Source organism: Corallococcus sp. EGB, assembly GCF_019968905.1.
In the GTDB taxonomy this organism is placed as follows: Bacteria; Myxococcota; Myxococcia; order Myxococcales; family Myxococcaceae; genus Corallococcus.
The window spans coordinates 2532001-2546524 of record NZ_CP079946.1 but is presented as its reverse complement, the minus strand read 5'-3'; the positions used below and the strand labels follow the sequence as shown (position 1 = coordinate 2546524).

12 protein-coding genes and 2 tRNA genes are annotated in these 14524 nt (G+C 68.0%); all 14 read right to left on the bottom strand.

The window, feature by feature from the left end; all coding sequences use genetic code 11:
• Window positions 1-92 precede the first annotated feature (92 nt).
• Window positions 93-413: a Grx4 family monothiol glutaredoxin gene (gene grxD / locus KYK13_RS10940; protein ID WP_223644009.1), complete on the bottom strand. Its 321-nt coding sequence runs from the start codon at window positions 411-413 to the stop codon at window positions 93-95.
• Between the two features lie 17 nt (window positions 414-430).
• A complete protein-coding gene (locus tag KYK13_RS10935; RefSeq protein WP_223644008.1) occupies window positions 431-688 on the bottom strand; it encodes a BolA family protein in 258 nt (85 codons plus the stop codon).
• On the bottom strand, window positions 688-1233 hold the full coding sequence (locus KYK13_RS10930; protein WP_223644007.1) for a YqgE/AlgH family protein: 546 nt from the start codon (window positions 1231-1233) through the stop codon (window positions 688-690). The genes KYK13_RS10935 and KYK13_RS10930 overlap by 1 nt, the downstream gene beginning before the upstream one ends.
• Window positions 1234-1293: 60 nt before the next feature.
• A complete protein-coding gene (locus KYK13_RS10925) occupies window positions 1294-1743 on the bottom strand; it encodes a response regulator (RefSeq protein WP_223644006.1) in 450 nt (149 codons plus the stop codon).
• Between the two features lie 65 nt (window positions 1744-1808).
• Entirely contained in the window at window positions 1809-2621 is an 813-nt protein-coding gene (locus tag KYK13_RS10920; protein WP_223644005.1) for an ABC transporter permease subunit, read from the bottom strand.
• Window positions 2618-3502 carry an ABC transporter permease subunit gene (locus KYK13_RS10915; protein ID WP_223644004.1) on the bottom strand — a complete coding sequence of 295 codons (885 nt, stop codon included), beginning with the start codon at window positions 3500-3502 and terminating at the stop codon, window positions 2618-2620. Before KYK13_RS10915 ends, KYK13_RS10920 begins: the two co-directional genes overlap by 4 nt.
• 3 nt (window positions 3503-3505) lie before the next feature.
• The gene (locus tag KYK13_RS10910) at window positions 3506-5167 is read right to left on the bottom strand and encodes a peptide ABC transporter substrate-binding protein (protein ID WP_370645408.1); all 1662 of its coding nucleotides are present in this window, start codon (window positions 5165-5167) and stop codon (window positions 3506-3508) included.
• A 174-nt stretch (window positions 5168-5341) separates the two neighbouring features.
• On the bottom strand, window positions 5342-7795 hold the full coding sequence (gene lon / locus KYK13_RS10905) for an endopeptidase La (protein ID WP_223644002.1): 2454 nt from the start codon (window positions 7793-7795) through the stop codon (window positions 5342-5344).
• A 194-nt stretch (window positions 7796-7989) separates the two neighbouring features.
• Complete coding sequence (locus KYK13_RS10900; RefSeq protein WP_223644001.1) at window positions 7990-10176, bottom strand: prolyl oligopeptidase family protein; 2187 nt, start codon at window positions 10174-10176, stop codon at window positions 7990-7992.
• 189 nt (window positions 10177-10365) lie between these two features.
• A complete protein-coding gene (gene clpX / locus KYK13_RS10895) occupies window positions 10366-11649 on the bottom strand; it encodes an ATP-dependent Clp protease ATP-binding subunit ClpX (protein ID WP_223644000.1) in 1284 nt (427 codons plus the stop codon).
• A gap of 234 nt (window positions 11650-11883) precedes the next feature.
• Entirely contained in the window at window positions 11884-12507 is a 624-nt protein-coding gene (gene clpP / locus KYK13_RS10890; RefSeq protein ID WP_223643999.1) for an ATP-dependent Clp endopeptidase proteolytic subunit ClpP, read from the bottom strand.
• 47 nt (window positions 12508-12554) lie between these two features.
• Window positions 12555-13832, bottom strand: a complete 1278-nt coding sequence (tig, locus tag KYK13_RS10885) for a trigger factor (RefSeq protein WP_223643998.1) — start codon at window positions 13830-13832, stop codon at window positions 12555-12557.
• Between the two features lie 104 nt (window positions 13833-13936).
• Window positions 13937-14018: transfer RNA gene (locus tag KYK13_RS10880), tRNA-Leu, on the bottom strand.
• 130 nt (window positions 14019-14148) lie between these two features.
• Window positions 14149-14221: transfer RNA gene (locus KYK13_RS10875), tRNA-Lys, on the bottom strand.
• Window positions 14222-14524 lie beyond the last annotated feature (303 nt).

Genomic DNA, 14524 nt, shown 5'->3' with positions numbered 1-14524 from the left:
AACCCCTCTTGGCGACCGCCGCCCAGTCTACGCGGGGGACGGGGCCCGGGTCTTCCCCCCGGGCCTCCCTGCCCCCCGAGCGGGAAGCCCGACTACTTCGCGGGGCCTGCGGAGACCAGGTCCTGCAGCTCGCCGCGCTCGGCCAGCTCCATCAGGATGTCCGAGCCACCCACGAACTTCCCGTGGATGTAGACCTGCGGAATCGTGGGCCAGTTGGAGTAGTCCTTGATGCCCTGGCGCACGGCGGGGTCCGCCAGCACGTCCACCGTGTGCACCGGGCCCAGCGGCTGGAGCAGCTGGAGCGCGCGCGCGGAGAAGCCGCACTGGGGGAACAGGGCGTTGCCCTTCATGAAGAGGACGATGGGGTGCGACTTCACCGTCTCGTCGAACTGGGCCTTGAGGGTCGGATCCATGAAACGTTGCTCCTTCTTCAGCGGGGCCCGAGCTTCTTCCACTGCTCGGGCGAATAGGTCTTGAGCGCCAGCGCGTGCAGCTCGCCGGACTTCAGCCACGGCTGCAAGGGCGCGTACACCAGCTGGTGCTGCTCCACCATCGTCTTGCCGGTGAAGGCGGGGGAGATGACGCGCGCCTCGAAGTGGTCTCCCGTCCCCGTGGTGTCGTTCAACTCCACCTCCGAGCCCGGCAGGGCCTCCAGGAGGTAACGGCGCAGCGTCTCGGCGTCGAGCATCAGTTCATCCCCTTTCCCATCACCAGCATGGCCGGGTCCACGCCCAGGCCGCGCAAGGTGGCATCCCACAATTTCGCCGGGTCCTGGCCCAGCACCGCGTCCGCGGTGGCGTCCGCGAACAGCCACGAGCCGGCCGCGATCTCCGTCTCCAACTGCTTGGGGCCCCAGCCCGCGTAGCCCAGGCAGAAGCGCACGCGAGGGTTCGTCCGCTGCAGCAGCGGCCCCAGCGCGTCCAGGGTGACGCTCAGGTAGAGGCCGGGCAGGACGGGGTGCTTCTCCGCGACGGTGTCGTCGTCGTGCAGCACGAAGCCGCGCTGGGGCTCCACCGGGCCGCCCACGAACACCGGCTGCGACACGCGGTCCGTCGCGATCTCCATCGACTGACCGCGCGCCAGCTCACCGAGCGTCAGGGGCGCTCCCCGGTTCACGACGAGCCCCATGGAGCCCGTCTCCCCGTGCTCGAGCATCAGGATGACCGAGCGGTAGAAGTTCGGGTCTCCAAGCTGGGGCATGGCCAGCAGGAAGCCGGAGGCAAGGTTCTTCACGCCAGGGAGCATCGGCCGTCCGGCGGGGGTGTGCAACCGGAACCCGCTCCCCTGCCGTGCTCAGTGCCAGCTCTGGTGCTTGGACTGCAGCGCCTTGGCCAGCTTCTCCGGATCCAACGGCTTGCCGATGAAGCCATCCGCGCCCAGGCCCTTGCACTTGCGCGCGGTGGCCGCGTCGCTCATGGCGCTCACGCCGATGAGCACGGCCTGAGGGAAGCGCTCACGCAGCCGGGACATGAGGGTGGTGCCGCTGCGGCCGGGCAGGAACACGTCCACGATGGCGGCGTCCATGCGCTTGTTGCGCACGGCGAACTCGGCTTCCTCCGCGCTGCCCACCTGGATGGCGTCGTAGCCCCAGCCACTCACCAGCTCCACCAGGAGCTCGCGGTGGGTGGGATCATCCTCCACCACCAGCACCGAACCCCGGACCGTCTCCTTGCGCAGGCCATCGTCACGCGGACGCTCATCACGGGCAGGCGAGAGGGGGATTTCTTCCGTAGGGAGCGACATGGTGTCCACCTGAGGGCAAAGGGTTTCCGTCCGAGTGAAACCTCCGCCCCAATGTGGGGCATTCCTCACACTTCGCGACGGGTACCTCCCCCCAGCGCCTGTGAAGCGAGCGAGGCGCCAAGCACCAGCAGGACGAGCAGTCCCCAGGCAGGCACCACCACGCGTCCGCCGCCCTCGTAGATGAGCGCGGCGTAGGACGTGCCCAGGTAGCGGCCCAGGGACATGGGCTCCATGCGGGCGATGCCGAAGAAGCTCACCGTGGACTCGGTGAGGATGGCGCTCGGCAGGCGGCTCAGGAACACGGCCAGCACGAAGGGGCGCAGCAGCGGCCACAGGTGCACGCGGAGGATGTGCGGGCCTCCGCCGCCCAGGGCGCGCGCCGCGGCGACGTACTCCTGGCCCTCCAGCGTGGCCAGGCGGTCGCGGAACATGCGCGCGGGGCCGGCCCAGCCCACCAGGGCCAGTGACGTCACCATCAAGCCGAAGGGGCCCAGGCCGCGGGTCATGCCCGCGTCCAGGAGGGACTGGCCCGCGAGCTGGAGCACCATCACCACGAGCACGTCCGGCAGCGCGAACACGGCATCGACGGCCCGCAGGAGCACCTGCTCCGTCACGCCACCGGACAGCCGCGCGAGCGCCGCGACAGCCAGCCCCAGCACGGTGGACAGCGCACCGGACGCGAGCCCCACGGCCAGGGACACCCACAGGCCACCGAAGGCCAGCTCGCACACGCTGCGGTCAGGGCGGTTCAAGTCCCAGCCGAGCGGGCAGGTCTGCGCGAGCGCCTCCGGGAACAGGCGGCCGGCGACGAGGCTCAACGCGCCCAGGCCCACGAGGAGCACCAGTCCCACCCAGGCGCGCACGGGAACGCGGCTCAAGCGCGGGCCTCCCGGGCGCGCGGATCCACGAGCATGCGCAAGAGCTCCACGGTGAGGCTCACGACGACGAGCACGGTGGCGAACGTGGTGGTGGACACGACGACGACGGCGACCTGCTTGTTGAGGACCGCGAGCACGTAGAGCTGGCCGAAGTACGGCAGGCCGAAGACGCGCTCCGCGGCGAACGAGCCCGCGAGCAACGCCGTGGCGACGGGAGTCACCGCGTCCAGGAGCGCGGGCCACACGTTGGGGAGGACATGGCGGCGCAGCACGGTGCCGGAGTCCAGGCCCTTGCTGAGCGCGGTGCGCGCGTAGTCGCGGGACAGCTCGGTCTCCAGGGCATCGCCCACGAGCGTGCCCAGGAACGTCCCGGGCCAGATGGCGATGACGACCGCCGCGCACAGCTCCGGCAACAGGTGTCCGCGCTCCACCACGGCGGGGGCCAGGAGCAGCGCGGGGATGAACACAGGTGTCCCGAACGCGAGGGCAGGGAGCACGTCGCCCATCACGGCGAAGCGCCCGCGCCGCCAACGGGTACGAAGAAGCGCGAAGCCCACCGCCCAGGCAAGGGCCAGGGGCAGCGCGACGAGGCCCACGCCCACGCTGCCAGAGAGCTTCTGCAACAGCTCATCGCCGGTGATGCCCTGAGCGCTGGTGCCCAGGCGTTCCCCCGCGAAGAGCTTCTCCCACGGCCGCAGGAACCCGAGCGGTTCACCAATGCCCAGGTCTCGCTGATACGAGGCCGCCAGCTCCGGGGACACCTGCCGCTTGTTGTCGTTCTCCGTGGTGAGCGGCAACGCGGCCATGAGGAAGTACGAGGCCACCGCCACGACAGGGACGAGCACAAGCTGGCGCACGAGGCGTGCCGCGATGAGGCGCATGCGCTAGGGCCCCTGCCCTTCCGCGCGGGCGGCGGGGTTCTCATCCGGCCCCAGCCGCAGTGCACGCAACGCGAGGAAGTTGAACGGATCCACGTCCAGGCCATGCAGCCGGGCCCGAGCCCGGAAGTAGCGGTCCGGGTGGTACAGCGGCGCGATGACGGCCTCCTCCCCCACCAACAGCTCCTGCGCCTTCACGTACAGCTCCCGCGCGTGCACGGGGTCGGGGTCGCCGTCCGCCTCCTCCAGCAACTGCTCGAAGCGGCGCATCGGCTCGCCGCCGCCCTGCGTCTCCCATCCCGTCTGGTGATTGCCCTGCCGCTCGAACAGCGTGAAGAACGTGTTCGGGTGCGCGTAGTCCGCGCCCAGCCGCCGCAGGTACAGGTCATACGCACGAGGCCCCTGCGGCGTCCTCCGCGCCACCTCCGCGGAGAAGTCCGACCGCGCGTCCACCACCACCTGCACGCCCACCCGAGCAAGCTGCGCCGCGATGCGCTCCGCCAGCGCCTCCTCCGGCACGAACGAATCCCCCGCCTTCACCACCAGCCGCAGCGGCCGGTCCAATCCCACCGCGCCCGCCAGCTCCGCCTTCGCCCGCTCCGGCTCATAGCGAGGCAGTCGAGCCGCCTGCTCCGGCGTCGCCGCATCCGGCAGCTCCGGAGGCAGCAGCACGTTCGTTGCCCGAGCAGCCGGCAACAGCCCCGCGAGCAGCGCCTCCCGGTCCAGCGCCCGAGCCACCGCCCGGCGCACCTCCGGCCGGTCCAACGGTGGGCGCTCCGTGTTGAAGCCCAGGAAGTACGTGGACAACAGCGGCTCACGCTTCAGGTCCGCGGCCTTCATCCCGCGCAACGCCGCCGCGCTGTCCACGAAGACGAAGTCCACCCGGCCCCGCTCATACAGCGCGGGGCCGATCTCCGACTTCATCAGCGTCAACACCGGCGCCGGTGTCTCTCCGGGCTCCAGCGGAGGCGGAAACGCGCTGCGAGGGTTGTAGACCAGCCGCACGCGCTCCCCCGCCCGATCCCACCGCTCCACGCGGTAGGGCCCCACCGCCAACGGACGCCCATCGCGAGGCCGGTCGAAGTAGTCGCGCACCGCCTCCTCGGACTTCGCCTCCAGGTCCGCGGAAGGAGCGGGAAAGAACAGGTACACGTTCGCGAGCCGCGCCAGGAAGTAGCTCCGAGGCCGCGCCAGCGTCACCCGCAGCGTCCGGGCATCCACCGCCTCCACGCCCACGCGAGCCAGCGCCGCCTGCACCTCCGCCTCCGGCGCCCCACGCTCCAGCAGCGCGAGCACCCCTTCCGCCCCCTCCAGGTCCGCCATCTCGCCGCGCTCGCGGCCCAGGAGGGCGCGGTGCCACCCGAAGACGAAGTCGCGCGCCGTGACGGGAGAACCGTCCGACCACGTCACGTCCGGGCGAAGGTGGAACGTGTAGACCTCATGCCCGGCCGCGTCCGTCTCACGCTCCCACCGCTCCGCCAGGCCCGGCTGGACCGAGTGGTCCGCCCCCAACGTGGTGAGCCCCTTCTGCGTGGCCAGCATCACCGGGTAGTTCACCCAGCTCTGAGGATCCGAATGGCTCCAGTCGAGCGTGGTGGGCATCGCCGGCACCACCACCTTCACGCCCGGCTCGGGCTGGAAGCCGCACGGCCCGCAGGCCGCGGCCATCACCAGCACCAGGGAGTAGGACAGGATTCGCGCGCGGGGAGCCACCGCCCACGTTGTACCCCGACACGCTCCGGAAAAGAGAGAAGCCAGGAGACCGGCGACTCCTGGTCGGCCGGCATCCTGGCTTCGTCACCCCGCCCGGGCCCACCAAGGGGCCCGGAACTCAACCGAACATCAGGCCTGCGACGGCGTGGACACGGCCTCCGCCACGGTCAGCCCCGTCTTCAGGTTGTCCCCGGCGCCCTTGCGGCCGAACTCCTCCGGCTTCTCCAGGAGCAGGGCCTCGCGCAGCACGTCGTCCACGAACTCCACCGGGACGATGCGCAGCGCCTTGCGGATCTTCAGCGGGATGTCCTTCAGGTCCTTCTTGTTCGCCTTCGGAATCAGGACCGTCTTGATGCCCGCGCGGTGCGCCGCCAGCGTCTTCTCCTTCAGACCGCCGATGGGGAGCACGCGGCCGCGCAGCGTGATTTCACCCGTCATCGCCACGTCCTTGCGGACCGGCACGCGCGTCAGCGCGCTCACCAGCGCCGTGGCCATGGTGACGCCCGCGGACGGACCGTCCTTGGGAATCGCGCCCTCCGGCAGGTGGACGTGGATGTCGTAGTTCTCGAACACCTTGCGGTCGATGCCGAAGCGCTCCGCACGGCTGCGCACGTAGGACATGGCCGCCTGGGCGGACTCCTGCATCACCTCGCCCAGCTTGCCGGTGATGATGAGCTTGCCCTTGCCCGGCATGGACGTGGCTTCCGTGGTGAGGATCTCACCGCCCAGCTCCGTCCACGCGAGGCCCGTGACGATGCCCACCTGGTCCTCGCGCTCCGCCACGCCGTAGCGGAAGCGGGGCGTGCCCAGGAACTTCATCGCCTGCTTGCGGTCCACCTCGATGAGGTCCCGCTTGCCGTTCTTCAGCACGTCGCGGGCGATCTTGCGGAACACGCCACCAATCTCACGCTCCAGCGAGCGCACGCCCGACTCGCGCGTGTACCGGTGCACGATGGTCTTCAGCGCGTCGTTGGTGATCTCGATCTTGAGGTCCGAGAGCCCGTTGGCCTCCTGCTCCTTCGGGATCAGGTAGCGCCGGGCGATGGAGAGCTTCTCCGGCTCCGTGTAGCCCGCGATGCGGATGACCTCCATGCGGTCCTGCAGCGGACCGGGGATGTTGTGCATCGTGTTCGCGGTGCAGATGAACATCACCTTGGACAGGTCGTAGTCGAGGTCCAGGTAGTGATCATTGAAGTTGTGGTTCTGCTCCGGGTCCAGCACCTCCAGCAGCGCCGCGCTCGGGTCGCCACGGAAGTCCGTGGACATCTTGTCGATCTCGTCCAGGAGGAACACGGGGTTGTTGCTGCCCGCCTTCTTCAGGGACTGGATGAGCTTGCCCGGCATCGCGCCGATGTACGTGCGGCGGTGGCCGCGGATCTCCGCCTCGTCACGCACGCCGCCCAGGGACAGGCGCACGAACTTGCGGCCCGTCGCCCGCGCGATGCTGCGCGCCAGCGACGTCTTGCCCACGCCCGGAGGCCCCACGAAGCACAGCACGGGGCCCTTCAGCTTCTTCACCAGCTGCTGCACGGCGAGGTACTCGAGGATGCGCTCCTTCGGCTTCTTCAGGCCGTAGTGGTCCTCGTTGAGCACCCGCTCCGCTTCGGTGACGTCCAGCCGGTCCTGCGTCTCGTCGTACCAGGGCAGGCTGATGATCCAGTCGATGTAGTTGCGGACGACCGTGGCCTCGGCGCTCATCGGGCTCATCATCCGGAGCTTCTTCAGCTCCTTCTTGACCTTGAGCGTGGCCTCCTTGCTCATCCGCTTGTTCTTCAGCTTCTCTTCAATCTCCTGGATCTCGTTCTTGAACTCGTCGCGCTCACCCAGCTCCTTCTGAATGGCCTGCATCTGCTCATTCAGGTAGTACTCCTTCTGGGTCTTCTCCATCTGCTTCTTGACGCGCGTGCGGATCTTCTTCTCCACCTGGAGGATTTCGATCTCGCCCTGCATCAGCTCGTAGAGCTTCTCCAGCCGCTTGGCCGGGGACTCCGTCTCGAGCAGCGCCTGCTTGTCGTTCAGCTTCAGCGACAGGTGCGCGACGATGGTGTCCGCCAGGCGCGCCGGGTCGTCGATGCTGGCGACCTGCATCAGCATCTCCGGCGGGATGCGCTTGTTGAGCTTCACGAAGGCTTCGAAGACGGAGTGGACGGAGCGCACCAGCGCCTCCAGCTCCACGCTCTTCTCCAGCTGCTCTTCGACCTCGTCCACCTCGACCATGAAGAAGGCGTCGTTCGGGTGGAACTTCTTCACCTTGGCGCGGCGCACGCCCTCCACCAGCACCTTCATGGTGCCGTCCGGCAGCGGGAGCAGCTGGATGAGGTGGCCGATGGTGCCAAAGTGGAAGATGTCGTCGGGCGAGGGGTCGTTCGTCTTGGCCTTCTTCTGGGCGGCCAGCAGGATGACAGCCTTGTCATCCGGACCCTTGTGGGCCATCGCGTCCTTCAGCGCCGCGATGGACTTCTCCCGGCCGACGAACAGCGGAACCACCATGTGCGGGAACACGATGATGTCCCGAAGGGGCAAGAGCGGGATGGTCAGTCCCCGCTTCTGGGCTTCCTTCTTGTCGTCACGTCCGAAGAACATGTATCCGCCACCCGCTGGCCTGCCGTACAGGCAGGCCCTTCAAGAGTTGCCCACATGGCGCCCAAGCGCGCATGCAGGGTGAAACACCGCTCTATAACACGCCGGTCGCAGGACCCGTTCCCCGCACAGATTGGGGGTTCCGCACCCTGCCTTCAAGGGAACACCCGAAGGCAGAACGGTGTCCCGGCCCGATTCTAGCGGCTCTCGGCCGCCACCCCGGCATCCGGCCGGGCCACGTCCAGGGCCTGGAAGAGGAAGGCATACATGTCCACGCTGGACTCGATGGCCTTGGCCACCTGGTCCGCCCCGCCGTGGCCGGCGTTCGCCTCGATGCGTAGCAGCGTGGGCGCGGAATTGCCCTTCGCGTTCTGCACCGCCGCCACGAACTTGCGCGCATGCATGGGGTCCACGCGGTCGTCGTGGTCCGAGCTCATCATCAGGAGGGCCGGGTACCGCACGTCCTGCCGCACGTGGTGGTAGGGCGAGTAGGCGTACAGCGTCTTGAACTGCGCCGCGTCCTCCGCCGACCCGTACTCCGGCACCCAGGTCCGCCCGCTGCCGAAGAGGTGGAAGCGCACCATGTCCAGAAGCGGCACGCCGCACACCACCGCGCCGTACAGCTCCGGGTGCTGCGTCATCGCCGCGCCCACCAGCAGGCCGCCGTTGCTGCCGCCGTAGATGGCCAGCTTCTTCGCTTGCGTGTACTGCTCCTTCGCCAGGTACTCGGCCGCGCCCGCGAAGTCGTCGAACACGTTCTGCTTGTTCGCGCCCCGGCCCGCCTCGTGCCACGCGGTGCCGTACTCACCACCGCCGCGCAGGTTGGCCACCGCGTAGATGCCGCCCGCGTCCAGCCACGGGAGGATGCTCGCGCGGAAGGTGGGCTGCATGCTGACGAAGAAGCCGCCGTAGCCGTACAGCAGCGTGGGCGCGGTGCCGTCCTTCTTCAGGCCCTTCTTGTAGACGAGGAACATGGGCACGCGCGTGCCGTCCTTCGACGTGTAGAAGACCTGCTCCGTCGTGTACGCGTCCGGGTCCATGGGCACTTCCACCTTCGCCCACAGGTCCACCTTCCCGCTCTTCACGGACGTCCGGTACACCTGCCGCGGCGTGGTGAAGGAGCTGTAGGAGAAGTAGGCGTCGTCCTGGTCCTCCAGGCCCATGAGGTTGCTGGCGGCGCCCACGCCCGGCAGCTGCACGGTGCGCACCGGCTTGCCCTCCAGCGTGGCGATGCGCAGCTCCGTGGTCGCGTCCTTGAGGTACTCCAGCGCCAGGTGGCCGCCCACCAGCGACACGCTCTCCAGCGCCGCCTTCGGGTCCTCCGCCACGATTTCCTTCCAGTTCGCGCGCTCGGACTTCTTCGGGTCCACGGCGAAGACGCGCTGGCGCGGGGCGCCCTCGTCGGTGACGACGTAGAAGCGGTCCTTCCACGGGATGACGCTGTACTTGGCGCCCTTGCCCTTCACGAGCAGCCGCCAGTCCTTCTCTCCCGGGTGCTTCCAGTAGACGTCGTTCTCGCTCCAGCCGCGCAGGATGGACGCGAAGAGGTACTTGCCGTCGCGCGACAGGTCGCCCTGGAGGAAGGTGGTCGGGTCGCCGGTGCGCTCGTGCACCACCGCGTCCTTCTTCGGGTCCTCGCCCAGCTTGTGGAAGCGGAGCTCGGTGTAGCCGGGGCGCGCGTCCACGGGGATGGAGGGGTCCGTGGGCAGCCACTCGTAGTAGAAGCCCTTGCCGTCCGGGGTCCAGTGCGTGTCGGCGTACTTCGCGCCCTCAATCACATCCACCTTGGACCACTCGCCGGTGTCCACGTCGATGACGTGCAGGGTGGCCTCGTCCGCGGCGTTGGGGCGCACCGGGAAGGCCACGCGCTTGCCGTCCCACGACGGCACCCAGCGGCCCAGGGACACCGGGCCGTCCTTGCTCATGACGTTCGGGTCCAGCAGCACCTTCTCCTGTCCGGACTCGCCGTCCTTCCAGTAGACGATGGCCTTCTCCTTGTCCTTGTGGGTGCGCATGTAGAAGTAGCGCTGCCCGCGGCGGAAGGGCGCCGTCACCGAGTCCACGTAGAAGAGCTCCGTGAAGCGCTTCGCCAGCGCGTCACGGCCCGGCAGCTTCGCCAGCGCATCGCGAGCGAAGCCGTCCTGCGCCTTCATCCACGCCTGCACCTCCGGAGCCTTCTCGTCCTCCAGCCAGCGGTACGGGTCCGCCACCTGCTGGCCGTGCAGCGTGTCCATCACCGCTTCGGAACGGGTCGCCGGGTAGGCCATGCGAGAGGGGCCCTCCTGGGCCGGAGCGCTCGACGTCGGCTGGGACGCGGCGGGGGCTTCTTCGCGCGTGGCTTCCTTCGCGGAGGTGCAGGCTGCGAGCGACAGCAGGGCAGGCATGAGGAGCTTTCTCATGGGGGACAGCAGATACAAGAAGCCCCCGCCCCCGGCCCGGAAAAAAGCGCGCCCCGCCCCCACGCCCGGATGCCCCCCTGGAAAGGACGAAGGGCGCGCCCCGGTCCGTGACCGTGACGCGCCCCGCCATCTCCTTCAGGCCCTCACGGGCGCCGAGGGATGTGCCGCCTCAACTCAGGCGGATTCCTTCTTCGGCTCCGGCGTCTCCTTGTTGTCCTGCGAGTGCAGGACGACGGGCTCGCTCTTCTTGAGGATGACCTCCTCGGAGATGAGCACCTCGCGGGCCGTCTTGCGGGACGGGATTTCGTACATCACGTCCAGCATGGCCGTCTCCAGGATGGAGCGCAGGCCGCGAGCCCCCGCCTTGCGGCGGATGGCCTCCGACGCGATGGCCTTGAGCGCGCCGTCGGTGAACTTCAGCGACACGCCGTCCAGCTCGAAGAGCTTGCGATACTGCTTGGTGAGCGCGTTCTTCGGCTCCGCCAGGATGTTCACGAGCGCCGTCTCGTCCAGCTCCTCCAGCGCGGTGATGATGGGCAGACGGCCGATGAACTCCGGAATCATGCCGAACTTGAGCAGGTCCTCCGGCTCCACGTGCTTGAGCAACTCGCTGAGGTTGCGCTGCTTGCGGGACTGGATCTCCGCGCCGAAGCCCAGGCTGCGCCCGCCGAGGCGCCGCTCAATCACCTGCTCCAGGCCGCCGAACGCGCCGCCGCAGATGAAGAGGATGTTGGTGGTGTCCACCTGCAGGAACTCCTGCTGCGGGTGCTTGCGGCCCCCCTTGGGCGGGACATTGGCCACCGTGCCTTCAATGATCTTCAGGAGCGCCTGCTGCACGCCCTCGCCGCTCACGTCGCGGGTGATGGAGGGGTTCTCCGACTTGCGGGCGATCTTGTCGATTTCGTCGATGTAGACGATGCCCCGCTGCGCACGCTCGATGTCGTGGTCCGCGGCCTGGAGCAGGTTGACGATGATGTTCTCCACGTCCTCACCGACGTAGCCGGCCTCCGTGAGGCACGTGGCGTCCGCGATGGTGAAGGGGACGTTGAGGATGCGCGCCAGGGTCTGCGCGAGCAGCGTCTTGCCGGAGCCCGTGGGGCCGAGCAGCAGGATGTTGCTCTTCTGCAGCTCCACGTCGTCCATGGCGACCTTGGACTCGATGCGCTTGTAGTGGTTGTGCACCGCCACGGAGAGCGTCTTCTTCGCGCGCTCCTGGCCCACCACGTACTCATCCAGCACGGCCTTGATTTCAGAGGGCCGGGGGATGCGCAGCTTGGTGTCCTTGGTCTCCTCGCGGTCGATCTCCTCCGCGATGATGTCGTTGCACAGCCCGATGCACTCGTCGCAGATGTAGACCGTCGGTCCCGCGATGAGCTTCTTCACCTCCTTCTGCGACTTGCCGCAGAAGGAGCAGCAGAGGGTCTGGTTGTCTCGCTTCTCCACGTTCTTACCCGCCATGAAATCCCTCGCTGCGCCTGAAAGGCCCCAACCCGCTTCGCGTCCGGTCCCCTGCCCCTTCCCAATCTAGTCAGCCCCCATCCGGGACGTCCACGCACCTTCCGGGTACTTAACAAGGGGAAAATGCCGGCGATGGGAGAAACGCGAAGGCCGGAGGCGCGGGAGAAGATTCCCAGCACCCCCGGCCGCCGACCGGGTGCTTGACGCCCCGGCCCGCCACGCATGTCGGTGTGTCTACTTCTTCTCTTCCTGCTTCACGCCGCCCGGCACCTTCCGGGGGTCCTGGATGGCGTCGATGATGCCGTACGCCTTCGCCTCCGTGGCGCCCATGAAGTAGTCGCGGTCCGTGTCCTTCTCCACGCGCTCGATTGACTGGCCGGTGTGCTTGACGATGAGCTCGTTGAGCTTGGCCTTCATGCGAAGGATTTCACGGGCCTGGATTTCGATGTCCGTCGCCTGCCCGCGTGCGCCACCCAGCGGCTGGTGGATCATGATGCGGCTGGAGGGCAGCGAGTAGCGCTTGCCCTTCGCGCCGGCGAGCAGCAGCACGGCGCCCATGGAGGCCGCCTGCCCCACGCAGATGGTGGAGACGGGCGCCTTGACGTACTGCATCGTGTCGTAGATGGCCAAACCGGCCGTCACCGAGCCACCGGGCGAGTTGATGTAGAGGTTGATGTCCTTGTCCGGGTCCTCGGACTCCAGGAACAGGAGCTGGGCGACGATGGCGTTGGCCACGTCATCGTCGATCTCCGTTCCCAGCATGACGATGCGGTCCTTCAGGAGCCGGCTGTAGATGTCGTACGAGCGCTCACCCCGGTGGGTCTGCTCGATGACGTAGGGGACGGGCATGAAGGGCATGTCGGATGAACCTCTAGAAGGGTCTCAGGTGCCTTGAAGAAAAAGCCTCAAGAATACTTCGCCCGGCCCTTGAGGAATTCAATCGTCTTTTCCTCGCGAAGTCGCAGAGACAACCCAAGGCGCTCGTCCGGGCCCTTGAAGTACTTCTTCACCTGGGCGACCGGCTGGTTGGCTTCAATGGCCAGGTCCTCGATGCGCTTCTCCACGTCCTCGTCGGACGCCTGGATGTTCTGCTGCTGGGCGATGGCCTCGAACAGGAGCGTGCCCTTCACCTCCAGGGTGGCCTTCTCCCGCATCTCGTCGCGCAGGCGGTTGAAGTCCAGGCCCAGCTGGCGCGGGTCGATGCCCTGGCGCTGCATCTGGCGGAAGGCGCCCTCCATCATGGAGTCGATGGCGCGCTCCACCATGGCGCGGGGCACGTCGAACGGGTTCTTCTCCAGGAGCGCCTTGATGAGCGCGTCGCGCTCGTCCACGGTGGCCTGGTTCTTCCGGGCCTTCTCCATGTCCGAGCGGACCTTGGCGCGCAGCTCGTCCACCGTCTGCGCGATGCCCGTCTGCTTGGCGAAGTCGTCGTTGAGCTCCGGCACCACCGGCTTCTTCAGCTCCTTGACGGTGATGTGGAAGACGGCCGTCTTCCCGCGGACCTCTTCGGCCTGGTAGTCCTGGGCGAAGGTGTACTCGACGTCCTTGGACTCGCCGACCTTCACGCCCGCCAGCTGCGGGATGTTGCCCTGGATGAGGTCGCCGTCCTGCACGCGCACGCCAATGCCGTCCGCCTTGCTGCCCGGGAAGGCGTTGCCGTCCACCTTCGCCTCGAAGTCGATGGTGACCTGATCACCCTGGGCCGCGGTGTCGCGGTCGGTGACGGGCTCGATGCGGCCCAGGTTCTGGCGCATCTGCTCGATCTGCTGGTTCACCGCGTCGTCGGTGACGGCGGTGTCCACCTTGGTGAGGGACAGGCCCTCGAAGTCCTTGGCCTCCACGCGCGGCTTCACCTCCACGCGCGCCTCGAAGTTGAACGGGGCGCCGGGCTTGAGGCCGGAGTTGGTGACCTGCGGGGAGGAGACCGCCTCCACCTTGTGCTCGCGCACGGCGTCCAGGTAGGCGCGCTGCACGACGCGCTGGATGACGTCGTCCTCCACCTGCTCGCGGTACTTCTGCTCGAGGATGCGGCGGGGAACCTTGCCCTGGCGGAAGCCGGGCAGCCGCACCTGGCCGCTGAGCGCGGCGTAGGCGCGGTTGAGCTCCTCAGCAACGCGGGCGTTGTCGACCTCGATGGAGAGCTTCTTCTCGATGGGAGAGAGCTCTTCGACCTGGACCTTCATGCGGGCCTCGCTCGCCGCCTCCACGGGCCTTCGCGTCCCGGGGCGGCAACCGGAAAGTGGGACGTGCGGCTTTAGGGGATAGGCACGAACGGGTCAACGCGAAATGGGCGAGGAGGGACTCGAACCCTCACACCTTGCGGTACCAGATCCTAAGTCTGGCGCGTCTACCAGTTTCGCCACCCGCCCGACGCGTCGTGCGACCGTCCTACCGCGAAACGTCCGTAGGGGACAGGGGCTTTCCAGAGGCGGCGGGACAGGCCAGCGCATGCCGGAAAAGACACAGGGCCCCTTCCGTTTCCAGAAGGGGCCCTGCGAGTGAGAGCGGAGGGAATCGAACCCACAACCTATGGATTAAGAGTCCATTGCTCTGCCAATTGAGCTACGCTCCCGGCTTGGTCCGTCTGCCGCGTTGGCTGCGCGACGTCCGAGGTGGCGCGGTGAATACCGGGCGCCGCCTGTCCTGTCAAAACGTTTTTGCACACCCCTCACATTCTCCGCGCTGGAACCGGATGCCCGGCGTGCGGCCGGCCGTCCCTGGCACCGGGAAGCGATGCGAAGGGTCTGCCCGGCTCGCATGTTGATCCACGCCGCGCTTCGCGCTGCAGGCCTGTAGCAGGTGCCCCTCCGGGCCCCTGCCCCACCGGTCATGCGCCGTGAGCCCGCGGCAACCATGTGGGCGGGCGAGGGTCGTC